The following is a 24,161-nucleotide window of genomic DNA, read 5'->3' as shown; positions in this document are numbered from 1 at the left end:
GAGTCGGCATCCCGGGGCGCCCGCGTGCGGGCTCGGGCGGCGGCCTTCCGTCCCCCTGCTTCCACGGGCCGCTGCCGCGACGGTCGCTCCGGCGCGACGCCGGAGCGCGTCGGCCCGCTGGGTGTCGACTCGTCGCCATGGCGACTCGTCCCCATGTCGTCCCGGGCGGGGCCGGGCGCTGCCCCTACCTCCCCGCGATCCGCTCCATCAGGCCCGCCACCAGGGCGACTTGGCGCGGCGTCCCGCCGACCAGGACGTGCTCGTCGCGCGAGTGCGGCCCGGCGCCCACCGCGCCCAGCCCGTCGAGCACCGGGCGGCCCAGCGCGGAGACGAAGTTGGCGTCGCTGGCACCGCCCACCGAGACCTCCTCCAGGGAGGCGCCCAGATCCCCGGCCACCTCGCGCAGCAGGGCGAACGCCTCCTCAGAGGGCGGGTTGGGGTTCATCGGCGGACGGTTCCACCCGCCCGTGACCTCGACCGCCACGCGCGGGTCGGCGGCGGCGAGCGCGGCCAGCCCGGCGTCCACGCGGGCCATCTCGGCGGGGTCCTGCACCCGCACGTCCACCCCGCAGCGGGCGTGCCCGGCGACGACGTTGTACCCGGTCCCCCCGGAGACCCGGCCCACGTTCACCGTGGTGCCCAGCTCCGGCGCGGACAGGGCGGTGAGCGCGGGCACGACCTGGGCCAGGGCGTGCACGGCGCTCGCCCCGGCTGCGGGGTCCAGGCCCGCGTGGGACTCCACGCCGCGCACGTCCACGTCGAAGATTCCCATGCCCTTGCGCCGGGTCTTGGGCATGCCCTCCCGGCTGGGTTCGAGGACCAGGGTCAGGTCCACGCCCTCGCTGGCCCGCTCGATGTGCGGGCGCGACGCGGGGCTGCCGATCTCCTCGTCCCCGGTGAGCAGCATCCGCACGGCGGGCCGGGGCAGGCCCAGCTCGCGCAGGAGCCGCAGCGCCCAGGCGCTCTGCACGATCCCGGCCTTCATGTCGAAGCAGCCGGGGCCGCTGAACCGGTCGCCGTCGACCGTGACCGGCCACCCGGCCAGGGTTCCGGCGGGCCAGACGGTGTCGTAGTGGCTGACGAAGAGCACGGTCCCCGCCCCGGTTCCGGGATAGGACACCTCCAGCACGTCGCCGAAGGAACCTCCGTCGTAGCGGACCCGGCTCTCGGGAGCGCCCAGCCGCCGGACCAGCCACTCCTCGATGCCGTCCAGCCCGGCGGACAGCAGGTCCCGGTCGCCGCTGGGAGTCTCCAGCTCCACGAGGGCGCGCAGGTCGTCGATCATGCTGGGCAGGGCGCGCTCGGCCGCGTCCGCCAGTCTCGCGGTCACCGTCTGGCTCATCTGTCACTTTCTTCGTTGTGTTGGTCAGGGGATCCCGCTCGCGGCGGGAGGGGTGCGGTCAGCGCACCGGAACACCCGGTCCCAGCGGGATGCCGAGTGCCCACCAGCCCAGGAACAGCAGGGTCCAGCCGATCAGGACGGTGAGGCACAGCGGCAGCGTGAGGGAGATCAGCGTGCCGATGCCCGCGTTCCGGCGGTAGCGCTGGAGGAAGCCCAGCGCCATGACGAAGTACGGGCTCATCGGGCTGATGACGTTGGTGCTGGAGTCGGCGATGCGGTAGACGGCCTGGGTCGTCTCGGGCGGCACGTCCAGGAGCATGAACATGGGCACGAAGACCGGCGCGATCAGGGTCCACTGCGCGGAACCGCTGGTGATGAGCAGGTTCAGCGCGGCGGCGAACACGATCATGCCGAGGAAGAGCAGTACGGGGTGGACCCCGGCCGAGTCCAGCAGCGCGGCTCCGCGGATCGCCACGATCTCGCCGATCCCGGTCCAGCGGAAGTAGGCGAGGAACTGCGAGGCGGCGAAGAACAGCACGACCACCGGTGCCAGGTCGCGCACCCCCGCGGTCATCGCCTCGGGGACGTCCCGCGCGGAGGCCACGGTGCCCGTGGTGCGCCCGTACACGATTCCGGCGAACAGGAACAGGACGCCCAGCACGTAGGCGACACCGGTGATGATCGGCGAGCCGAGGACCGTCCCGTCCTCCCCGCGCAGGGGCGAGGCCGGGGGCACGAGCGCCGCCGCGAGGACCGCCACGGCCGCCAGCACGGTCAGCCCGGCGTTGCGCAGCCCCCGGCGCTCGGCGTCGGAGAGGGCCATGGAGCCCAGTTCCTGTGCCTCCCGGTCCCCCTCACCGTCGTCGTCCTCGGCCAGACCCTCGGAACGCCTGCTCAGCAGGAACTCGGTGACGAGGGTGATCAGGGCGGCGAGCACGACGGCGGAGACGGCACCGAAGAAGTAGTTGTCCAGCGCCGTGACCGTGTAGCCGGGATCGATGATCGCGGCGGCCTCGGTGCTCAGGGCGGACAGGAGCGCGTCGGTGGGCGTGATGAGCAGGGACGCGTTGTACCCGGCGGAGACGGAGCCGAAGGCCACGACCAGGCCGAGGACGGGACTGCGGCCCGCGGCCTTGAAGAGCAGGGCGCCCAGCGGGATGAGCACGACGTAGGCGGCGTCGGAGGCGACGCTGCCGGTGACGCCGGTCAGCGCGACGGCGAAGGTCAGCCACCGGGCCGGGACCCTGGTGACGCTGCCGCGCAGCATCGCGTTGAGCAGGCCGCTGCGCTCGGCGACCGATACCCCGAGCATGACGACGATGATGATGGCCAGCGGTGGGAAGGTCGCGAAGTTGTCGATCGCGTCGCCGACGATGGTCTGCACGCCCTCGGGTGAGAGCAGGCTGCGGACCGCGATGCGCTCGCCGTCCACCGGCGAGACGGCGGAGACGCCCAGCGCGTTGAGTAGGGCGCTGAGCGCGATGACGATCCCGGCCATGATCGTGAACAGCCAGAACGGGTGGGGCAGCTTGTTGCCCACCCGTTCGATCACCTGGAGGGAGCCCAGGAGCAGCCGCATGGGCAGCCTGGGGCGTGTGGAATCGGTCGTGGTCACCCGTGCTCCCCTGACGTCCGGGCGGGCTGGCGCCCCTCCCGTGCTGCGTTGACCAGTACATTGCATGTGCGGTGGATGGATATGTCAACCATCAGCGCTAAAGTGGTGGGATCATTCATCAGAGACGGCATGCGTGGTGACTGTGGTCTTCTCGGAAACGGACGCGGTGCTGGACGAACTCGACATGGACCTGGTCGCCGCCCTCCAGCTGGCGCCCAGGGCGCCGGTCAGCGCCCTGGCCGAGGCCGTGGGGAGTTCGGCGAGCACCGTGGGGCGGCGGCTCCAGCGCCTCCAGTCCGAGCGCTCCGTGCGCGTGGTCGGCCAGGTGGACTGGCCGCTGCTCTCCGACGCCCATCCGCACCACGTGTGGATCACCACCGCCCCCGGCCGCTCGCGGCAGGTGGCCCGCCGCCTGGCGGAGCGTCCGGAGACGCAGTTCGCGGCCGTGACCGGCGGCGGGTCCGACGTCTACTGCGTCGTGCACCCCTTCCGCCGCGAACGGGCGGCGGACCTGCTCGCCGACGGGATCCCCTCGGTGGAGGGCGTGGCGGCCACGCGGTCCGACCTGGTCCTGCGGGCGGTGAGCCGGGCCGACTCCTGGCGGCTGGACCGGCTCGACCCCGCGCGGACCCGGGCACTGGACCCCTACACCGACACGGGGGAGAACGGGGCGGCGGAGCCCCGGAGCCCCCTGGGCGAGCAGGAGGCATTCGTGGTGCGGATGCTGCACCGCGACGCGCGCGCCGGTTCGGGAGAGGTCGCCCGCGCGCTCGGGGTCAGCCAGTCCACGGCCTACCGCCTCGTCCAGTCCGTGCTGGAGCGCCGCATGGTGCGCCCCCGGGTGGAGGTGGAGCCCGCCCTGCTGGGCATGGGCGTGGAGGCGGTGCTGGCCCTGGAGGTCAGCCCCCGCGAGATCGGCGGCGTCGCCGACGCGCTGGGGGCGCACCCCTCCGCGCGCTACGTCTCGGTGGTGGCCGGGACCTCGTCCGTGATCCACCACGCGGTTTTCCGCGACGAGGCCGAACTCGCCGACTTCCTCTCCGCGGACCTGGGGCGCCTCTCGGGCATCACGGGCCTGCGGGTCTCGGTGGTGCTGGACGTGCTGCGCCGCTACTGGACGGCGCGCGAGGGCGTGCGGCTCGGGCCGCCCGGCCCGTCGGCGCTGCTGGACGGGGAGCCGTCCGCCGGGCGGTGAGCGCGGCCGTGCGGGACCACGCACTCTCCGGACAGCTCATGAGCCGCCCGCCGAGGAGCGGGCACGGCACCCTGTCGAGGGCCGCACGCGACGGTGCCCCCGGCCACGCCACTGCCGGGGGCACCGCCTGTCGGTGAAGTCGACATGTCCGTTCGCCGCTGTGCCTGTTTGGCGACGTAGCTGTTTGGCGACGTGTCCACTTACCGACATGCCTGTCTGACGATGTTCCTGCTCACGGATGCGTCCGTTCGCCTGTGCGGCGACGGAACTACTCCTCCCCGCCCTTGGCCACCAGCGTGAGCACGTCGTAGGTGGCCACGGCCTCGCCGTCCTGGTCGGTGACCAGGGCGTCCCAGCGCACCTCGCCGTAGTCGGCGTTCGTGCGCGGGGTGATCTGCTTGGCGGTCAGCGTCACCCGGATCGTGGCGTCCTCCTTCACCGGGGTGAGGAAGCGCAGGTTGTCCACGCCGAAGTTGGCGAGCACCGGGCCCGGGGCCGGGTCCACGAACAGGCCCGCCGCCAGCGACACCACCAGGTACCCGTGCGCCACGATCCCGCCGAACAGCGGGTTGGCGGCGGCGGCCTCCTCGTCGGTGTGCGCGTAGAACGTGTCACCGGTGAACTCGGCGAAGTGGTCGATGTCGGCCCGGGTGACGGTGCGCTCCGCCGACCGGATCGTGTCGCCGATCCGCAGCTGCGACAGGTCCTTGCGGAACGGGTGCACGTCGCCCACGGTCCGCTCGGAGCCGGTGGTCCAGTGTCCGGTGATCGCGGTGACCATGTCCGGCGGGGCCTGCACGGCGGTGCGCTGCATGTGGTGCTTGACCCCGCGCACACCGCCCATCTCCTCGCCGCCGCCCGCACGGCCGGGCCCGCCGTGCACCAGCACGGGCAGCGGGGAGCCGTGGCCGGTGGACTCCTTGGCGTCGTCGCGGTTGAGCACCAGGATGCGCCCGTGCCAGGGCGCCAGGCCCAGGACGACCTCGCGGGCCACGTCCGGGTCGCGGGTGACGAGCGAGCCCACCAGGCTGCCGCTGCCCCGGGCGGCGAGCTCGACGGCCTCGGCGACGCCGTCGTAGGCGATCACGGTGCTGACGGGGCCGAAGGCCTCCACCTCGTGCGGCTCCCGGGCGCCGGGCTCGGCGCGCAGCAGGACCGGGGACATGAACGCGCCCGACTCGTCGTCGGCCCCGTTGACCTCCACGCTCTCCGGGTCGCCGTAGACGACCTCGCTGGTGGCGCGCAGGGCCTTGACCGCCTTGCGGACCTCCTCGCGCTGGTCGAGCGAGACCAGGGCGCCCATCCGCGTGTCAGGGTCGTCGGCCGCGCCGACCACCACCTTGGCCAGGCGGTCGGTCAGGGCCCTGGTGACGGCCTCCGCCATCGCCCCGGGCACGATGACGCGGCGGATGGCGGTGCACTTCTGCCCGGCCTTGACCGTCATCTCGGTGACGACCTGCTTGACGTACAGGTCGAACTCGGGGTCCTCCTCGGTCACGTCCGGACCGAGGATCGAGCAGTTGAGGGAGTCGGCCTCCACGTTGAGCTGCACGCCGCCGCTGACCACGTTGGGGTGGTTGCGCAGGATGGCGCCGGTGGCGGCGGATCCGGTGAAGCCCACGACGTCCTGCGGGCCCAGGGCGTCGAGCAGGCCCCGGTGGCTGCCGACGAGGAGCTGGAGGGAGCCCTCGGGCAGCAGGCCCGACTCGACCATGCGACGCACGACCGCGACGGTGAGGTAGGCGGTCTGCCCGGCGGGTTTGACGATGCTGGGCATCCCCGCGAGGAAGGCGGGAGCGAGCTTCTCCAGCATGCCCCACACCGGGAAGTTGAAGGCGTTGATCTGCACGGCCACGCCAGGGCGGGACGTGTACACGTGCTGGCCCACGAACGTGCCCTGCCTGCCGAGCGGCTCCAGGGGCCCGTCCAGGATGACGGTGGAGTTGGGCAGCTCGCGGCGTCCCTTGCTGGAGAAGCTGAAGAGCGTGCCGAAACCGCCGTCCACGTCCACGGCGGTGTCCCGCCTGGTCGCTCCGGTCCGGTGGGAGAGGGCGTAGAACTCCTCCTTGTACTCCGTCAGGTGCTTGGCGACCTCCTTGAGGATGTTCGCGCGCTGGTGGAAGGTGAGCGCGCGCAGCGCCGGGCCGCCGACGGTCCGCGCGTGGTCGACCATCCCCGCGACGTCGGGGCCGTTGGACGAGATCCGGGCGACGGTCTCCCCGGTGTTCGCGTCGGCCAGGGGCGCGCCCTCGTCCGCGGGGGTGAACCATGCTCCCCGCGCGTAGCTCTGGAGTGTTTCGGGCACCGGACGGTCCTCTCCTCGGGCTGTGCTCTCTGACGAACAGTATTACAGACCGATCGGTCAGTAAATAGCCCCAGGGGAGCAGCGCCGCTCCCCACCTGCTCTTTTCCTACTTGTCCACAGGCCCGCTCCGCAGGCTCGGGAGGGGACCGGCACGCTCACCTGGTGCGTCCGAACCGCAGCTCCCGCGCGAAAACCGGGGCCGACGCTGTAACACGGAGGCCCCGCCGGTCAGAAAGGGGGTGAGACCGCACGGAAGGAAGCCGATGAGCAGTGAGGACACGGACACGGAGGAACCCGCGAAGAGCGAGTTCACCCGGTTCTTCGAGCGGTACCACGGCGACGTGTACCGCTACGCCGTGCGCCGCCTGGGCGAGGACCGCGCGGACGACGTCGCGGCCGAGACCTTCGGCGTCGCCTGGCGCAGGTACGACCGCCTGCCCAAGGATCAGCCACTGCCCTGGCTCTACGGGGTGGCGCGCAACGTCATACGGGCCCGGCTGCGCGGCGAACGGCGCCGCGGCGAGGTGCTCAGCGCCGAGGCCGACGCCGGTGTCCCCGACGCGTCCGACACCGTTCGCCAGGTGGAGGAGCGCGACACCGCGCTGCGCGCCCTGGACCGGCTCAGCGCCACCGACCGCGAACTGGTGATGCTCCTGGCCTGGGAGGGCCTGGAGCTGACCGAGGCGGCCCGGGTCCTGGGCTGCACCACGGCCACCGCGCGCGTGCGCCTGCACCGGGCCCGCCGCCGGATCGAACGCTTCCTGGACTCCTCGCCCCCCGCGGACCGGGACGCGTCCCCAGCACGTCCGGCGACGCCGGGCGCCCCGCACGTCCGAGTTCCCGTGGAGGAGAAGTGAACCGTAACCCCGCCAGCCGCGGCTCGCGCGGCGACACCGACGCCGTGCGGAGGATGCTCGCCGCGCACGACCCCGCGGTCTCCGCCCGCCCCGACCCCGTGGCCCGCGACCTCGCCCGGATCGAGGCGGTCGCCTCGGGCGACCGTCACCGGGTCCGCGGCCTGACCCCCCGGCGCTTCGCCCCGCGCCTGGCGCTGGGCGCCGCCGCCGCGCTCACCGCCGTGGCCGTGCTCGGGTCCCTGGGCTGGAACGCCGTCCAGCCCGCGTACGCCGGTCCGCCCCCCACCCCGTTGGAGGTTCCCCTGGCCACCGACCTGACCGCGGGCCGTGAGCACCTCCTCGCCCTGGCCGAGGCCGCCGAGGAGCAGCCCCCGCCGTCCGCCGACGGCGACGTCGCCTACGTGCGCACCGCGGAGTGGACGTTCACCTACTCCCAGGACGCCGACACCGGCGAGGCGGGCTGGGGGGTCGTCCCGACGAACGAGCAGGTCTGGCGTACCCCGCACGAGTCCGGGCGCAGCGTCTCCACACCGAGCCTCCCAGAGCACGAGGGCGGCGACCCCGGCCCGCTCCGGTGGCTCTTCGAGCGCGGGCCCGAGGAGTTCGAGTGGGGCGGCGGCGAGGGCGGGAACGGCATGTTCTTCACCTGGGAGCCCGGCAGCCTGTCCGCCGACCCGGACCGGCTCGCGGAGCAGCTCCTGGCGGTCGGCGGCCACGCCTCCGGAGCCACGCGGGACCCCTCCCCCGGGGTCGGGCTCGTCCACGCGCTCCAGCTGCTGTACGAGGAGGCCCCCGTCACCTCCGAGGTGCAGGCCGCCGCGCTGCGCGCGCTCGCCGGGCAGGAGGACGTGCTGTACGCGGGCACGGCCCGGGACCGGGAGGGGCGCGAGGGCGAGCTGTTCCTGGTCGAGGAGGACGCGGGGGACGGTTACGTCCTGGAGCGCAGGATCATGTTCGACTCCGACACGGGCACGCCGCTCTACCACGAGACGGTCGCCGTGGAGTCGCCCGGGGAGGAGGGGCTGCCGAGGGTGAACAACTACACCGTGCTGGTGGAGTCCGCCTGGGTGGCGGAGGTCGGGGACACCCCCTGACGCCCGGGGGGGACCCCTGACCTGCGGGGTCGCCCCCTGGCTCCGGGCCGGTACCGGACGCAGTGCGGCCGGTACCGGCCCGGAGCCGGCCGCAAACCGGGGCGGAAGGCGCCGAAACCACACATCGCTTTGTCGACATTCGCGCTGACACGGCGGCGAGTCCGCAGTCCGTGCCGTGACCGCGGGGGTTCGCCGGGACTGCCCCCTCCGCCGCGATCTTGTGCCTATAGCGCGTCTCGACCGCTTGCTGCCAAGCGGCTGTTGCAACGAGGAACCTGTTGAGGGCCTCGGCCGGGGCGGCCCGGCCCAGAGTCTGACGGGGACGGCCGTTGCGCTCGGCGGCCACCCCGTCCAACCTCGCTGTAAGTACAAGATCGCCGCAGGCCAGAGCTCTTGTGGCACATCAGCAACGGTTCTGGCCAGCCCAACAGAAGTGTCGACACGCGGCCAGGCGACCGTGCCCGGCCGCGCGGCCATCCCCTACCTGGTGAGCGCCAGAACCTCGGCGCCAGGCAGGTCGGCGAGCAGCTTGCCGGGCACCAGAAGCTTGGAGCGGCGCACCCCGCTGCCCACCACGACCTCGGTCTCGGCGGCGACCGCCTCGTCCACCAGGACCGGCCACCCCTCCGGCAGGCCGAGCGGGGTGATGCCGCCGTACTCCATCCCGGTCAACCCGGTGGCGTCGTCCATCGGCGCGAACGAGATCTTGCGGGCGCCGAGACGGCGGCGGACGATCCCGTTGACGTCGGCGCGCTGGGTGGCCAGCACCATGCACGCGGCGTAGGACACCTCGCCGCCGCGCCTGGCCGCGACCACCACGCAGTTCGCGCTGGTCTCCAGGGGCATCCCGTACCGTTCGCAGAACTGCGCCGTGTCCGCGAGCTCCGGGTCGATCGGCGCCACCCGCGCGTCCCCGCGGCCGCGCACCGCGGCCAGGACCGGGTCGGCCAGCAGCTCCGGGTGCTCGTCCGCACGTACCCAGTTCAGTCCACCGGACATGGCACACCTCGATGTCGTCGTGAAGGTCGTTCGGAGGGGGTCCTCCGACAAGGGGACACCGCCAGGCTAGGGCGTGCTCGGCGCACGCTGCCCGTCGCGCGGCAGGGTGCGCGTCCGCCGGGCCTGCCTAACGGCCGTCCCAGTGGCGCCCGGCGATCCGCAGCGCCAGTTCGGCCAGGTCCCCGGCCCGGTAGCCGGGCCACCCGTGCACCGCCTCCAGGTACTCCCCCGGGATCGCGCTCGCGCCCCAACGGGCGCCGAGCAGCGCCCCGGCGATCGCGGCCACGGTGTCGGTGTCGTTGCCCGACCGCACGGCGGCCATCAGCGCGGGGGCGAACCCGCCCGGCTCGCGCACCACGGCCGACCACGCAGCCTGGAGGGCGGCGACCACGAACCCGTTGTTGTCGAAGGCGTGCGGCGGACGTTCCTCGGCCTCGTCCAGCCACGCCGCCCACGCTCCACGCCGCTCGGGCGGCAAAAGCTCCAGACCCGCGCGCACGCCCGCCAGGTCCCCGTGCGCGACCGCGTGCCGGATCCCCTCGCACCACAGCACGCAGGCCTCGGAGGCCAGCGGGTCGCCGTGGGTGAGGCGGCTGTAGCGGTCGGCGGCCGCGGCCAGGCCCCTCGGGTCGTCGGGGTAGGCCAGGGCCAGCGGCCCCGTGCGCATGAGCGATCCGTTGCCCGCGCTCGACACCCCCTCGGCGAAGCGGTCCGCCGCCGCCCGCTCCATCACCTCGGCCACCTCCGGCCGCCGGTACGCGCGTCCGGCGCGGCCCATCACCCACGCCGTCTGGTTGCCGATGTCGGTGGCGCCCTCGTTCCTCCAGCGCAGGAAGGCGTCCGCGGTGTGCCGAAGCGCCTCCGCCGACAGCGGGTCGCCGTGCTCGCGCAGGGCCTCGGCGATGCACACGGCCATCTGGGTGTCGTCGGAGTACTCGCCCGGGGCGTAGGGGCCCAGCCCGCCGCCGACCATCTCGGGGATCCGGTCCCGCGCGAGCGGCGGCCCGAACTCGTAGGGCACGCCCAGGGCGTCGCCGCACGCGGAGCCGAGCAGGACGCCCGCCGCGCGGTCCTCGCGGGTTCCGGGGGAGGGGAGGTTCACAGGGGCCTCACAACGTTTCGGTACCAGGGGTGCTGCGAGTCGACCCTACTGCCCGGCGCGTGTCCGCATCCGGTCCGGGAACGTGAGGTTCGGGAGGAAACGGGGACATAGAATCCGTCCCATGGAGACCCCCACTCCCGATCCCCTCTTCGGCATCACGCTGCACGAGCGCTACATCCTCGGAAAGCGGCTGCGCAGCGGTGCCTCGGGAACCGTCCACGTCGCACACGACCTCGGCGGCGACCGGACCGTCACGGTCACCGTCCTGCACCCCTGGCTGGTGGGCGACCACGGCGCGGTGCACGCGTTCGTGGACCGTGCCCAGACCCTGGAGGGCCTGTCCCACCCGGGGATCGCCCGGGTCCTCGGGCACGGCCGCGACGGCGAGCACGTGTACGCGGTCGGCGAGTACCTGCCGGGACAGACCCTCGCGGAGGCGCTGGGCGAGGGCGGCGGAGGGTTGCGCTACCCGGTGCAGGCGGCGCTGGCCATCGTGGCCGGAACGCTCACCGCGCTCGACGCCGCCCACGGCGCGGGCGTCGTGCACGGCGCGCTCGACCCCCACACGGTCGTGGTGGACGGTGAGGGAGGGGTGCGGGTCACCGGTTTCCCCCTGCTCTTCGACGCCGAGGAGGACGCCGGCCCCGAGACCCGCACCGACGTGCACGCCGTCGGGCGGCTCCTGTACACGCTGATGACCGGCGTGCCCGCCGACCCGGAGGCCCACCCGCTGCGGCCCTCGGCCGTCATCCCCGGCCTGCCGCCCGACCTGGACATGCTGGTCGCCAACGCCACAGACCCCAACCCGCGCTACCGCCCCCGCGACGCGGGCCAGTACCTCACCGTGGTCGAACAGGTGCTGCGGTCGCTCCCCGGGGCCCCGGCGGACCCCGCCGACGTCGACACCCGGCCCATCCCCGTCATCACCGACGCCCCGCCGGAGCGCCGGGAGGAACGCGCCGCTCCGGTCCCGCTGTGGCGGCGCGTCCCCGTCCTGGTCACCGCGGGCGTGCTGGTCCTGGTCCTGTTCGCCGCCGGGTGGGCGCTGGTCCCGGACGACCGGGTCGCGCTGCCCGACCTCGTGGGCGCCTCCAGCGAGCAGGCCGAGGAACGGCTGGCCGGGCTCGCCATGGACCTGACCGTGCGCTTCGAGGAGGCCTACAGCGACACCGTCGGCGCCGGGGCGGTCGCCGACAGCACGCCCGCGCCCGGCAGCGACGTGGTGCGGGGCGCCGAGGTCCTGCTGCACGTCTCCACCGGGCCGCGGCACTCCGAGGTCCCCGACGTGGTCGGCGGCACCGAGAACGAGGCGCGCGAGACCCTGCGCCAGGCCGGGTTCACCGGTATCGAGATCGTCCAGGAGCACTCCCCCGACCAGCCCCCCGGCACCGTCCTGGCCACCGAGCCCGCGGCGGGCGAGGAGGGCGACCGTGAGGAGCCGGTCGTGCTCAGCGTGAGCGAGGGCGTCATCGTCCCCACGCTGATCGGTATGGGCCGGGAGGAGGCCGCGACCGCCCTGGCCGGACTCGGCCTGGTCGTGCGGGTCACCGAGGAGCACCACGACACCGCGCCCGTCGGCGAGGTCAGCGGGCAGGACCCCGAACCCGGCACGATCCTGCCGGAGGAGGGCGCCGTCGCCCTCACCGTCTCCCTCGGCCCGGAGCCGGAGGAGGAAGAGGAGGAATCCGAGGAGGAGGCCTCCCCCTCCGAGGAGGACGACGTCCGGGGTGACCGGGGCGACGGGGACGGCCGTGGCGACCAGGACGGCTGGGGCGGCCGGGACGAGGACGACGACGGTGGACGCGGGAACGGCGGCGGCTCCTGCGACGCACCGCAGTGGGACGAGGGCACCGTGTACGACACCGGTGACCGGGTTCAGCACCAGGGCCGTGAGTACGAGGCGCGCTGGTGGATCCAGGGCTACCCGCCGAGCAGTGACCAGTGGGGCGTGTGGGAGGACAAGGGCTCCTGCTGAGGCGCACCACCGCGCGGCGCCGGGGCGTTCCCGGGTTCCCGGACCCGACGGTCGCCACCGGGGCCGGACGGTGCAGGGCCCGGTGCCGGGAGCTCGGCCCGACGTGTGCCGGGCACGGTGCCCGAGGGTCAGGCCGACGCACCCGCGGTGAAGTCCCCGGCGCGCTCGCGCACCCACGCGCGGAAGGTCAGCGCGGGTCGGCCGGTGACCGCCTCGACGTCCCGTGAGACCGGCTCGGGGGCGTCGACGAGGGAAGCCCAGTAGGCGAGCCCGGCGGTGGCGAAGTCGGCTCCCATGGTCTCGGTGAGTTCGGCGCGGGCCTCCTCCTCGGGCTGTTCCTCCCAGCGCACCGGCAGCCCTGTCTCCTCCCCGAGGATCCGCACCTGTTCTGCCTGGGTCAGTGACTCGGGCCCGGTCACCGTGTAGGCCCTGCCCGCGTGCCCCCCGTCCAGCAGGGCCCGCACGGCGACCGCCGCGATGTCGCGTTCGTGGACCAGCGAGCGCGACGCCCGGCCGTGGGGAGCGCGGACCGTGCCGGTGCGGACCTGTTCGGCCCAGCCCAGGGTGTTCGTGGCCATGCCCGTGACGCGCAGGAAGGTCCACTCCCGCCCGGAGGCGCGCACGGCGCTCTCCACCCGCCCCCACACGCTGTCGGCGTCCTCCCCGGCCGCGACCGCCGAGAAGTAGACGACCCGGCGCACGTGCCCGGTCAGGGCCGCCACCGTCTCCTCGACCCCCTCCGTGCCGTACCCCGGCCAGAGCAGGTACGCCCCCGTGGTGCCCTCGGCGGCGGCGGACACGGCCCCGGGGTCGGTGATGTCGCCCCCGACGACCTCGACCCCCTCGGGCAGCCGCGACCTCCCCGGGTCCCGCACGAGCGCCCGCACGGGAACTCCCTCCGCGAGCAGCCCCGCCACCACGTGGCGGCCGGTGTTGCCGGTGGCGCCGGTGACCAGGATCTTCTCGGCCATGGTTCTTCTCCCGTTCGCGACGACGGCCCGGACCCCGGTCCGGGCGGGCGCCGGTGCGGCGCCCGGAGACCACTCTTGTTCCTCAACAAATATTGAGGTCAAGGGGAGAGGCGCGCGGTCGGCTCCGGCGACGCGCTCGGCCTGTGGAACGTCTTCGTCGCCACGTCGCTCACCGAGACCTCATCGGGCTACCGGGAGCACACACCCGGAGGCTGCTAGGGCGTGTATCGAGTCGTGATCAATCTGCTGGATCCGCCGCGGCGGCCAGGGCGGATCCGGTAGTTCGGAGCACATGACACGCGCGCAGTTGACCGACGAGGAATGGGCCTACGTCCAGCCGTTCCTGCCGATCGGCGAGTACGGCCCGTATCCCACACGGCTACGACAGCAGTTCGAGGGTGTGCTCTGGCGATTCCGCACGGGAGCACAGTGGCGGGAGATGCCCGCCGAGTTCGGCCCCTGGTCCACCGTGCACAACCGGTTCCGGCAGTGGCGGGACGCCGGGGTCTTCCAAACCCTGCTGGAGGGTCTGATCGCGACGGCGGCCGAGCGGGGCCGGGTGGACTTGTCGCTGGTCAGCGTGGACTCCACCACGGCCCGAGCCCACCACGATGCGGCCGGTATGCACCTGGACGCCCACACGCTCGCCGCCCTGGAGAAGGCCGCCGCCGAAGAGGAGAAGGCCCGTTTAAAGGGGGCGACGAAGAAGGACGAACCGGACAGGGCGCCGAAGGCGAAGCCGAGCGGGTCGAACGCAGGCGCATCCGAGGGCGCCGCAAGCTCCGGCTGAAGGCCGCCCTGCTCGGTCGCTCGCGGGGCGGACAGACCAGCAAGATCCACGTCGCGGGTGAGCGCGGGTGCCGACCGCTCGTGCTCACACTGAGCGCGGGTCAGGCCGCTGACAGCCCGCAGTTCATACCCGTGCTCGGCAGGGTGCGGGTGCGCGGACCGATCGGCCGTCCCCGCACCCGGCCGGACGCGGTCGCCGCCGACAAGGCGTACTCCTCTCGCAAGAACCGCTCCTACCTGCGCAGACGCAACATCAAGGCGGTCATTCCGGAGAAGAGGGACCAGGCCGCCAACCGGAAGAAGAAGGGCCGACGGGGCGGCCGCCCCGTCACCTACGACGCCGACCTGTACAAGGAGCGCAACACCGTCGAGCGGCTGATCAACAAGCTCAAGGCGTGGCGCGGCATCGCCACCCGCTACGACAAGACCCCCGAGAGCTACCTCGCTGGTCTCCATCTCCGCGCTTCCATGATCTGGATCAAGGACCTCATCCGAGCCGATCAATGATCACAACTCGATACAGGCCCTAGGGGGCCCGCTCCCACCGCGCGCCAGGCGCCCGAAGTGGCTCACCGCGGCGCCCAGCGCGAAGTGCGCGGCCTGGTGCTCGGTCATCGGGACCACCCCGGCAGGGACGGTCACTCGGAAGGGGAACTCCTCGTCCGGCCGGATGCGGAAGTCGTCAATCACTCCCTGGGACAGGAGCATGGTCAGGGCCTCGCGGACCTGCCCGCTGCGGTTGTCTGACGCCCAGATCGACATGTCCCCAACCCTAGCCCGGCGGGGGGCGCCTCTCGGGTGGAACGGCGAACGCGCTTCGGGCCGACAACGGATACGGGCGGGCCGCGACCGCGACCCGCCCGTGCTCCGGGGGACGGACACGACCCCCGTGGTGCCCGTCCCCGCCGTCCGCCGCTGCCATCCGTCGTCCCCCGACGGCGGACGCGGCGGACGGAGTCCGTTCAGCCGCCCTCGGGCAGCTGGGCCTCCCCCGCGAGAACGTTCGCGGTCAGGCGGCGCAACGCCAGCCTGGTGGCCTCGAACTCCTCCTCGGGGAGGTCGATGACCCTCCCGATCGCCTCCGGGATGCCCTCGGCGCGCGCCCTGAGCCGCCCGCCCTCCTCGGTGAGGACGACGAGGACGGAGCGCTCGTCCCGCGGATCGCGTCCCCGGACCAGCAGTCCCCGGGCCTCCAGCCGCTTGAGCAGCGGTGTGAGGGTCCCGTAGTCCAGTTGGAGCACGGAACCGAAGTCCTTCACCCAGCACTCGCCGCGCTCCCAGAGCAGCATCATCACCAGGTACTGGGGATAGGTCAGCCCCAACGGCTCCAGCAGGGGCCGGTACAGGTTGGTGACCGCACGCGACGCCGCGTAGAGGGCGAAGCACATCTGCTCGTCGACTGCGGGAAGAGGGAAGCCGCCCGCGGGGGCGGGGGATCGGTCGGCCATCGTCACCATCGTAGTTACCCCGCGCCCGATTTCCAAAGCCCGCAATTACCTTGGGCACAAAGAAAAGTGGTACGGGGTTCCCGATGTGTGACGTGCGGGGTCTTCGCAGGTCGGAGAGGGCGTCGTTTCCGCGTACCGGAACCCCTCCCGTCATCGCGGGACCGTGGTGCGGAGGGCGGCGCACCTTCGCGGAGGAGGAACGTCCTCGTCGGGCACCCGCAGCGCGGTGTCCCCTCCCCCACCGGCCTACCGGCGCGGCTCCTGGCGGGGCAGCAGGCGCTTGACCACCTTGCCCGTGGCGTTGCGCGGCAGCCCGTCCAGGACCACCACGTCTCGGGGCACCGAGAACCGCCCGAGCGCCTGCCGCACGTGCATCCGCACCCGGTTCGGGTCCACGCCCCGGCCCTCGTGCGGCACCACGTACGCCGCGAACCGCTGCCCGAACTCCTCGTCGGGCACACCCGTCACCACGACCTCACGCACCTCGGGAAGCGTCACGATCGCCTCCTCCACCGGCCGGGGGAACACGTTCTCCCCACCCGAGACGATCATGTCGTCGTCCCGCCCCGCCACGTGCAGCAGGCCGTTCGCGTCCACGCGGCCCCGGTCGCCGGTCTCCATCAGACCGTCCGCGACCCTCCTGCTCCGCCCGTCCGTGTAGCCGTCGAAGAGCATGTCGTTGCCGACGTGGATCGACCCCTCCGTCCCCGGCGGGACCTCCGCCCCGCCGGAGTCCAGGACCGCGATCCGCGTCCCCAGGGGCGGGCGGCCCGCCGTCGTCGGGGACAGCCGCATGTCCCCGGGCGTCGCGATCGTCGCCCACGACACCTCGGTCGACCCGTACAGGTTGTAGAGCACGTCCCCGAACGCGTCCATGAAGTCCGTGATCAGCTGCGGGCTCATCGACGAGCCGCTGCACGCCACGATCCGCAGCGACGACGTGTCGTACCGCTCGCGCGTGGACCGGGGCAGGTCCATGATCCTCCGCAGCATCACCGGCACCGCGAACAGCGCCGTGCACCGCTCCTCCTGGACCGTGCGCAGCGCGTCCTCCGGCTCGAACAGCCGTCGCATCACCAGGGTCGCGCGCATCGACATGCCCAGCTGCACGCCCGCCAGCCCCCACGTGTGGAAGACCGGCGCCGAGACCAGGATGCGGTCCGAGGAGCGCAGCGGGATGCGCGACAGCACCGACGCCGCGTCCTGCGGCCCCCTCGGGGTCGGTCTCCGCGCTCCCTTCGGTGTGCCCGTCGTCCCCGACGTCAGCACGACCAACCGGCCGGGGCGCTCCGGCGGCTCCGGGTCGGCTTCCGCGCCCTCCCGCGCCCGCCACGGCACCCGCGGACCCCCGTCGGAGGGCTCTCCCCAGGCCGTCACCCGCACGACACCGGGATCGAGCTCGGCGCACATCCCCTCGAACTCGGCGTCGGCGACGACCACCGACACCCCGTGGTCCCCCACCGTCGCGGCCAGCTGGCCCGCCGACAGCCCCGTGTTCAGCAGCACGGTGTCGGCGCCCAGGCGCCCGCAGGCCACCATCGTCTGCACGAAACCGCTGTGGTTGCGGCACAGCACGCCCACGCGAGCCCCCGCGCCCACACCCGCGCGGCGCAGGTCCCGGGCCAGCTCGCGGCCGCGCAGGTTCATCTCGCGGAAGGTCGTGGGGCCACGCTCGTCGACGACCGCGACGGCGTCGGGCACGCGCTCGTCCGCCGCGGCGTAGCCCCCGGCGATCGTGGCGCCCCACGTGCGCAGAGCGCGGAGCTGGCGGGCGACCCTGTCGGGGCGTCCAGGGCTGAGCACACCGGCGCGGACGAGCACCCGCACCGTTTCCAGGACGTGTCGCATGCGTGAGGGGGCGGGCGGGCCTTCGGCGGTGGGCGCCATGGTGTCTCCGAGGAGCCGACGGGGACGGGCGAAGCGTTCCGCGCCTCACCGGGAAGCCTTCGCCGCGCGACTCCCCGGAAGTACTGCGACCGTAGGCGAGGAACCCCCGCCGTTTCTCCGTCCCCGGATGAGTCCCTACCGGCGCGTGGTTGTCACCGCCGTACGGAGGACGGGCATACGCGGACCTCGCGGGCGCCGCGGCGGGGCCGCCGCGCGGTGCGCATCGTGCACTCGCGGACCCCGACCGCCCGGCGGCGTTCCTTCCGTTCAGGTCCGCGCTGCGCACGGGCCCGGGCACCGCGGCGGGAACCCCCGCACAAGGCACCCGTCCGGTGCGCACGGGACCGGACCAGCGAGAAGGGCACGGGACCCGACCCGCCCGGTTCACATGTCGATGACCATCTGCTCACCGGTCGGCTCCGCGCTCCCCGCCTCCTCCTCCAACGACACGCGCAGCTCGTCCGGGCGCCCCATGTCGTCGGCCATTCCCGCGTGCCTGCCCTCCTCCGACGGCTCCAGCGTCCCCGCGGGGCGCACGCCGCCCTCGTCCGCCCACCACATCCGGTAGGTCATCCCGGGCGGCGCCGACGCCAGCCCCTCCACCACCAGCACCGCCGCGTCCCTCTCGTAGGAGGCGAAGACCGTGGCCCGCGCGTCCCCGAGCGGAGCCTCCAGCATGTTCGTGTCGGAGGCCGCGAGCAGCGCCTCCAACTCCGCCGCGTGCCGGGTCTGGGAGTCCAACCGTTGGCTCACGGACACCAGGGACCCCGCCAGCACCACCGCGACCAGAGCGCACGCCGCCACCAGGGCCCACGGAAGCCATCGGGCCCGACCACGAAGCGACACGACCCGGGCGCCTTCCGGTCGCTCAGCCGCGGGCGGCAGCTGCCGGGTCCGCAGGGCGTCCGCGCGGATCGCCTCCCACACCCGCGGACGCGGCTCCCGCGTCTCGGCACCGGCCAGGCGCACCGCGGTCTCCCGGAAGTCCGCCAGGTCGCGGCGGCAGTCCTCGCACTCCGCCAGGTGCCGCTCGGCGGCCTCGGCCTCCTCGCGCTCCAGGGCGTCGACCGCGTACCCCGCCGTCAGCCCGTGCACGTCCGCCTCGTTCACACGCCCACCCCCAGGCAGTCACGCAGCCGGATCAGGCCGTCGCGCAGCCTTCCCTTCACCGTGGTCAACGGAACCTCCAGCAGGTCGGCGGCCTGCCGCTGCGTGTATCCCGTGTAGTACGTGAGCCGGACCGCCTCGCGCTGGGCCTCGGTGAGCCCGCGCAGGCACCTGCGCACCCTCTCCCGCTCCAGCCGGTGCTCGACCTGTTCGGGCACCGCGTCCGGGGACGTCGCCCCGGACTCCAGGCGACCGGCCGCGGCGAGCCGGGACGAAGCCGCCTGCTCCGAGCGCACCCGGTCCACGGCCCGCCGGTGCGCGATGGTCAGGACCCACGCGGCCACGCTCCCCCGCGACCTGTCGTAGCGGGAGCAGGTCCGCCAGACCTCCAGGAACACCTCCTGGCAGATCTCCTCCGCTTGGGCCTCGTCCAGCACCACCCGCCGGGCGATCCCGAACACGCGGCCCGACAGCTCCCGGTAGACCCCCTCGAAGGCCGCGAGATCACCTGTCGCGGTCTGCTGGAGGAGCCGCGCCAGCGGATCGCCCTCCGAGCCGTCGGGGAGGTCGGACTCCCCCCGGCCCCACTCGGCCGTGCGCTCCATCGGCCACCACCCCTCTTCCGCCCTCCACCCGTATTCGGCGCCGGAGGAGGTCCGGTGACTCCAGCCTGACGGACGTTATGCACCTGTTACACGCCTTCCCGTCGCCTCCCCCGGACCGGCGCCGAACCGGGGGCATGCCCGACACCACCCGCAGCACCCGCCGGGGCCCGGCCGCCCTCGCCGGACTCGTGGCCGCAGCGTCCGCGCTGGCCGTGGCCGAGGTCGTCGCGGCGGCTCTGTCCCTCCCCGCCAGCACGCCCCTGCTGGCCGTCGGGGACGCGGTCGTCGACCTGACCCCGCCGCCCGTGAAGCAGTTCGCCGTGGACACGTTCGGAACCGCGGACAAACCCGCCCTCCTCCTGGGGACCGCCGTGCTCCTGGCCGCGGCGGCCGCCCTCGTCGGAGCGGCCTGCGGACGGCGCAGGGCCGTCGGTCCGGTCGGCGTCGCCGCCTTCACGGCCGTGGGCCTGGCCGCCGTGCTCACCCGCCCCGCGAACGGCCTACTCGACGCGCTGCCCACCCTGGCGGGCGGCGCCGTCTGCGTCGTCGTCCTGCTCTGGCTGGTCGACGCCGCCACCCCGAAGGGAGGCGCCGCGCACCCGGACACCGGGCCAGCGGACGGCACCGGATTCGACCGGCGCCGGTTCGCCCTGCTCGCCGGAGCCGCGGCCGCCGCCTCCGCGGGCGCCGGGGTCAGCGCACGCCTCCTGACCGCGTCCTCCCCCGCAGCCCGGCTCACCCCCGCTGACGTGGTGCTCCCGCGCCCCGCGGACCGGGCCGCCCCGATCCCCGACGGCACCGACCTGGAACTGGACGGACTCTCGCCCTTCTTCACGCCCAACGCCGACTTCTACCGGATCGACACGGCGCTGTCGGTACCGCGCCTCGACGCCGCCGCGTGGTCCCTGCGCGTTCACGGTCTCGGGGTCGAACGGGAACGGGTGTTGACCTACACCGACCTGCTCGACCACCCCGGGCTCAGGGAACGCGACATCACCCTCGCCTGTGTGTCCAACCCGGTAGGCGGTCCCTACGTCGGCAACGCGCGTTGGACCGGCGTGCCGCTGGCCGCCCTCCTCGCCGAGCTCGGCGTCCGCTCCCCCGCGGACGGCGGCCCGGCCGACCAGCTGGTGGCGCGCTCACAGGACGGAATGACCATCGGCACGCCCGTCGCCGACGTCATGGACGGCAGGGAGGCCCTGCTCGCGGTCGGCATGAACGGGCGCCCGCTCCCCTACGAGCACGGGTTCCCCGTTCGCATGGTCGTCCCCGGCCTGTACGGATACGTGTCCGCCTGCAAGTGGATCACCGACATCGAGCTGACCACCTTCGACGCCTTCGACGCCTACTGGGTGCCCCGCGGTTGGTCCGAGCGCGGCCCGGTCAAGACCCAGTCCCGCGTCGACACGCCCCGGGACGGCGCCGGTCTGAGGCCCGGTCGTGTCATGGTCGCCGGGGTGGCGTGGGCCCAGCACACCGGCATCGACAGGGTCGAGGTGCGTGTCGGCGACGGCCCGTGGACCCCCGCCCGGCTCGCCGAGGAGGACAGCGCCGACACGTGGCGGCAGTGGGCCCTCGCCTGGGACGCCGAACCCGGCGAGCACCGGATCTCGGTCCGCGCCACCGACCGCGACGGCGCCACCCAGACCCGCGTCGGGGCGCCGGTCGCTCCCGACGGGGCGACCGGCCACCACACCGTCACCGTGACCGTGGCCTGAACCCGGCCGCCACAGCAGACCCCCGGGCCGCACCGGCCCGGCCCACCCATCGCGAAGGAGAAGGACGGCATGCGCACGATCACCAGGGGACGGCTCAACCGGCTTCTCGCGTCCGGGGCGCTGAGCCTCGTCGCGGCGTTCGGCCTCGCGGCCTGCAACGACGGTGCCGCCGAGGAGGGCGACACCGTGGAGAGCCAGGAGATGTCCGAGGAGCCCATGGAGGAGGAGATGTCTGAGGAGCCCATGGAGGAGGGGATGTCCGAGGAGCCCATGGAGGAGGGGATGTCCGAGGAGCCGATGGACGAGATGTCCGAGGAGTCCATGGACGAGGACATGGAGATGGAGGACGACGGGATGTAGGGAACCCTCCGCGCCCGCGGCGGGGCAGGGCGGTGCGGGCGGAGATCACTCGACTTCCCCCGTCCGCCCGTCTCTGCGGGCACCGGGCGCCGGGGCGGGGCCGCCGCGCACACCGCGCGGCGGCCCCGGGCAGCTGCCACGTTCGGTGGGAGCTAGCCGGTCACGGTGACGGGTGAGGACGGGTCGTCGGTGTTGGTCACCTCGTAGACCGCGTTGAAGGGAGCCTCCGTCGCGCTGGTCGGGCAGCCGAACCCGCCCGTCACCTCGACCGGGGCCGCGGTGTCGAAGGCCAGGGTCGAGGCGGGGGAACCGTTGGTCCACGTGCCGCCGATGGCGGCGGGCGCGTCAGGGCTGACCGTCGCGGTGCACGAGGACAGACCGCGCGTGGTCACCACGATGCCCCCGGCGGGGATCACCATGGTGCCGACGGTCGGCGACCCGTGTTGCATGGTCATCTCCCATACGGGATCGGCCACGGTGACCGTCGCGTACACGAAGGGGACGTTGGTCGAGCAGTCCGTGAAGCTCGGCGCGTTGATGGTCGAGGAGACCGCGCCGCCGGGGTTGTGGTTGTCCGGAGCCGCGGGAACCAGGTTGTTCCCGTTGCCCGGAGAGGTGGACGACGCGTCGCAGGTCACCACGACGCTGCCGGCGGTGAAGGTGGCACTGCCGCTCAGGCTGGCCTCGAAGGCCGCCCCGGCGGGCGTCACCGTGGTCGGACCCTGCTGGGCGGAGGCGCTGCCGCCCCAGGCCAGGGCCAGGACACCCGCCGCGGCTGTCGCCAGGAGGGCGCGGACGGGGGATATCGGTCGCGGAACCGACATGGGTACTCCTTGTGTGTGACGGCCGGACGGCACGCGGATGCGCCGCACGGCGGGATCGGGGGGTGTACGCGCCGAATCGGTAGACGTGGTTTTCCTGTGGCCTCCGGGAACACACGGGCTCGCGATGCCCTCCCGCGTGCCCCCGGTGGTACGGGTGGCTGGGATCAGTCCTCGGCCCGGGGGTCCGAAGGGTCCTCCACGCCCTCTCCCCCCTCCGCCCGGTGCCTCCGTCGGCGTCCCCTCCTCCGGGGCGGCCGGGCGACCGGCCGCCAGGAGAAGGCCAGCCCGCCGCCGGCCAGCGCCAGCAGGGTGCCGACCACCAGGCCGCCCAGGTTGGACAGGATGAGCGCGCCCAGACCGAGGAACCCGGCCAGCGAACCGGTGATGACGTGCTGATTCGGGGTGAACCAGGTGACCAGGCCCAGGACGGCGAGCATGCCGCCGAACATCAGTGAGGAGACCCCGCCGACACCGGTCTGGATCATCAGCTCCACCGGCATCGCGACGAGAGACGCCATGACGGCACCGGAGAGGACCATCAGGAGCCCTCCCGCGAAGGGGCGGCGCTTGCGCCATCCGCGCCAGCGCGCCCCCAGGCTCCGCGACGGCCTCAGAAGCACTCGTCGTCCCCCATGCTGATGCCCATGCTCAGGCCGGAGAGACGGAAGGTCCCGGCGCTGGCGGCCCTGGCCGTCTGCTCCAGGTCCTCGATCACGATCGTGTCGGACTGCATGCCGAACAGGTCGTTGAACCCCCGCGCCCCCTCCGGGCCCTGGTCGAGGGTGCCCGCGTCGCGGCCGATCTCGATGTTCTCGAAGGAGGCGTTGCCGTCCATCTGCGACATGTCGATCACCAGGTTCTCCGCGATGACCGGGGTGCCCTGGTCACCGGCGGTCAGCCGGAGGGAGATCTGCCCGACGATGGGGAACTCGGTCAGGACCGACTGGCACAGCCCCTGGATCTCGGCCTCCCGGATTCCGGCGACGGCCACCGGTACGGCCTCCTCGCGGACCGTCTGGTCCAGCCAGCCGTACTGGACGAAGCCCTCGCCGTTCAGTTCCTCCGCGGCGATCTTGAACTCCTGGCCGGAGACGGTGAACGAGGCGGCGAGAGCGCCCTGGGCCATGGCGATCAGGATGCCGCCCACGGCCGCGCCCGCGGGAAGCGAGAAGAGCGCGAAGCGCTTCCAGCTGGTGTGGCTCTCGGGGGTGTCGGGGGATGTGGTGTCCATGCATGTCCTTCCGTGGGTGCATGGCCGCGCTGCGCCTGCCGTCCCCCCGAACCTTCGGCACGCGGCCTGGTCGCGGCCGTCCCCGCCTGTCGGGGCGCCGGACCAGAGTCCGTTCCGGTAACGCTGCACATCATGTATTGCATCCGAGGGGATTTCAAGGGTGTTCTCCGAACTTTCCCACCTTTTCCGAGTTTCGCGCCAAACATGAGCGCAGCACTGTTGGAGGAGGTCTTGAACTGCGGAAACGCACAAATGTGCTTGTCGGGGAGGCTCCGAGGAATTTGACGGAGAACGTTCTTTGTCATTCGGGTGAGCGTTCGCCCGCACCGGTCTTCTCAGTCAGGTGAGTCGTCGGCGCCCACCCAGCTGCCCGTGCGCGGGCGCGCCCGAGGTTGGCGTGTGAGCGGCGGCACGTGCACTGCGGTTTGCTCGGTGTTCACGAGGGGGGTAGTGTTCTCCGAGTCGCCACGGGACGGCGAGCGGCCCTCGGGTCGACTCGGCACCGGACCGGGTCCGGCGACATCCCTCCTCCCTCTCAACCGAGTCGGTTCGAGCACTGCTCCGAGTCGGCTAGGCTTCGGGAGGCGCTTCCAAGGAAACACGGAAGCGCAACGGGAAACGGGCTTTACCCCGACCAGGAACACCACAAACCGCCGATTTGGCGGGGCGCGGAACACCTGATAAAGTAAAGACACAACAAAGCGGAAACGCAGACGCCTTCGGCGGAAAAGCCCACA

Annotated in this window: 20 protein-coding genes and 1 pseudogene; 7 read left to right on the top strand and 14 right to left on the bottom strand. The window is 73.2% G+C overall.

Annotated features, from left to right (window positions below):
- Window positions 1-184 precede the first annotated feature (184 nt).
- Together FYW99_RS05260 and FYW99_RS05255 are read right to left on the bottom strand one after the other, a co-directional pair.
- A complete protein-coding gene (locus FYW99_RS05260) occupies window positions 185-1,342 on the bottom strand; it encodes a M20 family metallopeptidase (RefSeq protein ID WP_150250821.1) in 1,158 nt (385 codons plus the stop codon).
- 58 nt (window positions 1,343-1,400) lie between these two features.
- A complete protein-coding gene (locus FYW99_RS05255) occupies window positions 1,401-2,921 on the bottom strand; it encodes an AbgT family transporter (RefSeq protein WP_150251181.1) in 1,521 nt (506 codons plus the stop codon).
- A gap of 202 nt (window positions 2,922-3,123) precedes the next feature.
- On the opposite strand from FYW99_RS05255, the gene FYW99_RS05250 reads away from it, so the two are divergent.
- A complete protein-coding gene (locus tag FYW99_RS05250) occupies window positions 3,124-4,152 on the top strand; it encodes an Lrp/AsnC family transcriptional regulator (RefSeq protein WP_150251180.1) in 1,029 nt (342 codons plus the stop codon).
- 268 nt (window positions 4,153-4,420) lie between these two features.
- Here the strand turns inward: FYW99_RS05250 and paaZ are convergent, their stop codons facing one another.
- On the bottom strand, window positions 4,421-6,457 hold the full coding sequence (gene paaZ / locus FYW99_RS05245; protein ID WP_150250819.1) for a phenylacetic acid degradation bifunctional protein PaaZ: 2,037 nt from the start codon (window positions 6,455-6,457) through the stop codon (window positions 4,421-4,423).
- Between the two features lie 263 nt (window positions 6,458-6,720).
- Here paaZ and FYW99_RS05240 point away from each other — a divergent pair, with 263 nt between their 5' ends.
- Both FYW99_RS05240 and FYW99_RS05235 read left to right on the top strand, forming a co-directional pair.
- A complete protein-coding gene (locus tag FYW99_RS05240; RefSeq protein ID WP_150250817.1) occupies window positions 6,721-7,314 on the top strand; it encodes an RNA polymerase sigma factor in 594 nt (197 codons plus the stop codon).
- Window positions 7,311-8,408: a CU044_5270 family protein gene (locus FYW99_RS05235; RefSeq protein ID WP_150250815.1), complete on the top strand. Its 1,098-nt coding sequence runs from the start codon at window positions 7,311-7,313 to the stop codon at window positions 8,406-8,408. The genes FYW99_RS05240 and FYW99_RS05235 overlap by 4 nt, the downstream gene beginning before the upstream one ends.
- 480 nt (window positions 8,409-8,888) lie before the next feature.
- Here the strand turns inward: FYW99_RS05235 and FYW99_RS05230 are convergent, their stop codons facing one another.
- Both FYW99_RS05230 and FYW99_RS05225 read right to left on the bottom strand, forming a co-directional pair.
- Complete coding sequence (locus FYW99_RS05230) at window positions 8,889-9,407, bottom strand: YbaK/EbsC family protein (RefSeq protein ID WP_150250813.1); 519 nt, start codon at window positions 9,405-9,407, stop codon at window positions 8,889-8,891.
- A 127-nt stretch (window positions 9,408-9,534) separates the two neighbouring features.
- Entirely contained in the window at window positions 9,535-10,509 is a 975-nt protein-coding gene (locus FYW99_RS05225) for an ADP-ribosylglycohydrolase family protein (protein WP_150250810.1), read from the bottom strand.
- A gap of 121 nt (window positions 10,510-10,630) precedes the next feature.
- Here FYW99_RS05225 and FYW99_RS05220 point away from each other — a divergent pair, with 121 nt between their 5' ends.
- Entirely contained in the window at window positions 10,631-12,484 is a 1,854-nt protein-coding gene (locus tag FYW99_RS05220) for a PASTA domain-containing protein (protein WP_150250808.1), read from the top strand.
- 128 nt (window positions 12,485-12,612) lie between these two features.
- Here FYW99_RS05220 and FYW99_RS05215 read toward each other — a convergent pair whose 3' ends face one another.
- The gene (locus FYW99_RS05215) at window positions 12,613-13,455 is read right to left on the bottom strand and encodes an SDR family oxidoreductase (RefSeq protein WP_150250807.1); all 843 of its coding nucleotides are present in this window, start codon (window positions 13,453-13,455) and stop codon (window positions 12,613-12,615) included.
- Window positions 13,456-13,747: 292 nt separating this feature from the next.
- Between FYW99_RS05215 and FYW99_RS05210 the strand changes: the two are divergent.
- Window positions 13,748-14,751, top strand: a pseudogene (locus FYW99_RS05210) (IS5 family transposase).
- Here the strand turns inward: FYW99_RS05210 and FYW99_RS05205 are convergent.
- From FYW99_RS05205 to sigK, 5 genes are all read right to left on the bottom strand, one after another.
- A complete protein-coding gene (locus FYW99_RS05205; RefSeq protein ID WP_150250805.1) occupies window positions 14,752-15,006 on the bottom strand; it encodes a hypothetical protein in 255 nt (84 codons plus the stop codon).
- 200 nt (window positions 15,007-15,206) lie between these two features.
- Window positions 15,207-15,701, bottom strand: coding sequence for a MarR family winged helix-turn-helix transcriptional regulator (locus FYW99_RS05200; protein WP_150250803.1), 495 nt, complete (start codon window positions 15,699-15,701; stop codon window positions 15,207-15,209).
- Window positions 15,702-15,938: 237 nt separating this feature from the next.
- Window positions 15,939-17,579 carry an AMP-binding protein gene (locus tag FYW99_RS05195; RefSeq protein ID WP_150250801.1) on the bottom strand — a complete coding sequence of 547 codons (1,641 nt, stop codon included), beginning with the start codon at window positions 17,577-17,579 and terminating at the stop codon, window positions 15,939-15,941.
- Between the two features lie 384 nt (window positions 17,580-17,963).
- Window positions 17,964-18,689 carry an anti-sigma factor gene (locus tag FYW99_RS05190; RefSeq protein WP_150250799.1) on the bottom strand — a complete coding sequence of 242 codons (726 nt, stop codon included), beginning with the start codon at window positions 18,687-18,689 and terminating at the stop codon, window positions 17,964-17,966.
- Window positions 18,686-19,291 (bottom strand): ECF RNA polymerase sigma factor SigK, encoded by a 606-nt coding sequence (gene sigK, locus FYW99_RS05185; RefSeq protein WP_150250797.1) that lies wholly within the window; start codon window positions 19,289-19,291, stop codon window positions 18,686-18,688. Before sigK ends, FYW99_RS05190 begins: the two co-directional genes overlap by 4 nt.
- Before the next feature lie 134 nt (window positions 19,292-19,425).
- Between sigK and FYW99_RS05180 the strand changes: the two genes are divergently transcribed.
- Together FYW99_RS05180 and FYW99_RS05175 are read left to right on the top strand one after the other, a co-directional pair.
- Complete coding sequence (locus tag FYW99_RS05180; protein ID WP_150250795.1) at window positions 19,426-21,009, top strand: molybdopterin-dependent oxidoreductase; 1,584 nt, start codon at window positions 19,426-19,428, stop codon at window positions 21,007-21,009.
- 69 nt (window positions 21,010-21,078) lie between these two features.
- Window positions 21,079-21,369 (top strand): hypothetical protein, encoded by a 291-nt coding sequence (locus FYW99_RS05175; RefSeq protein WP_150250793.1) that lies wholly within the window; start codon window positions 21,079-21,081, stop codon window positions 21,367-21,369.
- Between the two features lie 152 nt (window positions 21,370-21,521).
- Here FYW99_RS05175 and FYW99_RS05170 read toward each other — a convergent pair whose 3' ends face one another.
- The 3 genes from FYW99_RS05170 to FYW99_RS05160 all read right to left on the bottom strand — a co-directional run bounded on the left by FYW99_RS05170 (window position 21,522) and on the right by FYW99_RS05160 (window position 23,424).
- On the bottom strand, window positions 21,522-22,193 hold the full coding sequence (locus FYW99_RS05170; RefSeq protein ID WP_150250791.1) for a hypothetical protein: 672 nt from the start codon (window positions 22,191-22,193) through the stop codon (window positions 21,522-21,524).
- Between the two features lie 164 nt (window positions 22,194-22,357).
- The gene (locus FYW99_RS05165) at window positions 22,358-22,789 is read right to left on the bottom strand and encodes a DUF6114 domain-containing protein (protein ID WP_263364049.1); all 432 of its coding nucleotides are present in this window, start codon (window positions 22,787-22,789) and stop codon (window positions 22,358-22,360) included.
- Between the two features lie 14 nt (window positions 22,790-22,803).
- The gene (locus FYW99_RS05160; protein ID WP_150250789.1) at window positions 22,804-23,424 is read right to left on the bottom strand and encodes a DUF6230 family protein; all 621 of its coding nucleotides are present in this window, start codon (window positions 23,422-23,424) and stop codon (window positions 22,804-22,806) included.
- Window positions 23,425-24,161 lie beyond the last annotated feature (737 nt).

The sequence above is a fragment of the Nocardiopsis deserti genome (assembly GCF_008638355.1).
Classification (GTDB): domain Bacteria; phylum Actinomycetota; class Actinomycetes; order Streptosporangiales; family Streptosporangiaceae; genus Nocardiopsis; species Nocardiopsis alborubida.
Note: the sequence above shows the minus strand (reverse complement) of the source record. Positions and strands in the feature narration are given on the sequence as shown.

Bases quoted from the DNA above. Each gene is read 5' to 3' on its own strand.
- FYW99_RS05200 (WP_150250803.1), bottom strand. From the start codon at position 15,701: ATGGTGACGATGGCCGACCGATCCCCCGCCCCCGCGGGCGGCTTCCCT.
- FYW99_RS05180 (WP_150250795.1), top strand. From the start codon at position 19,426: ATGCCCGACACCACCCGCAGCACCCGCCGGGGCCCGGCCGCCCTCGCC.
- FYW99_RS05170 (WP_150250791.1), bottom strand. From the start codon at position 22,193: ATGTCGGTTCCGCGACCGATATCCCCCGTCCGCGCCCTCCTGGCGACA.
- sigK (WP_150250797.1), bottom strand. From the start codon at position 19,291: ATGGAGCGCACGGCCGAGTGGGGCCGGGGGGAGTCCGACCTCCCCGAC.
- FYW99_RS05220 (WP_150250808.1), top strand. From the start codon at position 10,631: ATGGAGACCCCCACTCCCGATCCCCTCTTCGGCATCACGCTGCACGAG.
- FYW99_RS05240 (WP_150250817.1), top strand. From the start codon at position 6,721: ATGAGCAGTGAGGACACGGACACGGAGGAACCCGCGAAGAGCGAGTTC.
- FYW99_RS05195 (WP_150250801.1), bottom strand. From the start codon at position 17,579: ATGGCGCCCACCGCCGAAGGCCCGCCCGCCCCCTCACGCATGCGACAC.
- FYW99_RS05260 (WP_150250821.1), bottom strand. From the start codon at position 1,342: ATGAGCCAGACGGTGACCGCGAGACTGGCGGACGCGGCCGAGCGCGCC.
- FYW99_RS05205 (WP_150250805.1), bottom strand. From the start codon at position 15,006: ATGTCGATCTGGGCGTCAGACAACCGCAGCGGGCAGGTCCGCGAGGCC.
- FYW99_RS05255 (WP_150251181.1), bottom strand. From the start codon at position 2,921: ATGCGGCTGCTCCTGGGCTCCCTCCAGGTGATCGAACGGGTGGGCAAC.
- FYW99_RS05160 (WP_150250789.1), bottom strand. From the start codon at position 23,424: ATGGACACCACATCCCCCGACACCCCCGAGAGCCACACCAGCTGGAAG.
- FYW99_RS05215 (WP_150250807.1), bottom strand. From the start codon at position 13,455: ATGGCCGAGAAGATCCTGGTCACCGGCGCCACCGGCAACACCGGCCGC.
- FYW99_RS05230 (WP_150250813.1), bottom strand. From the start codon at position 9,407: ATGTCCGGTGGACTGAACTGGGTACGTGCGGACGAGCACCCGGAGCTG.
- FYW99_RS05175 (WP_150250793.1), top strand. From the start codon at position 21,079: ATGCGCACGATCACCAGGGGACGGCTCAACCGGCTTCTCGCGTCCGGG.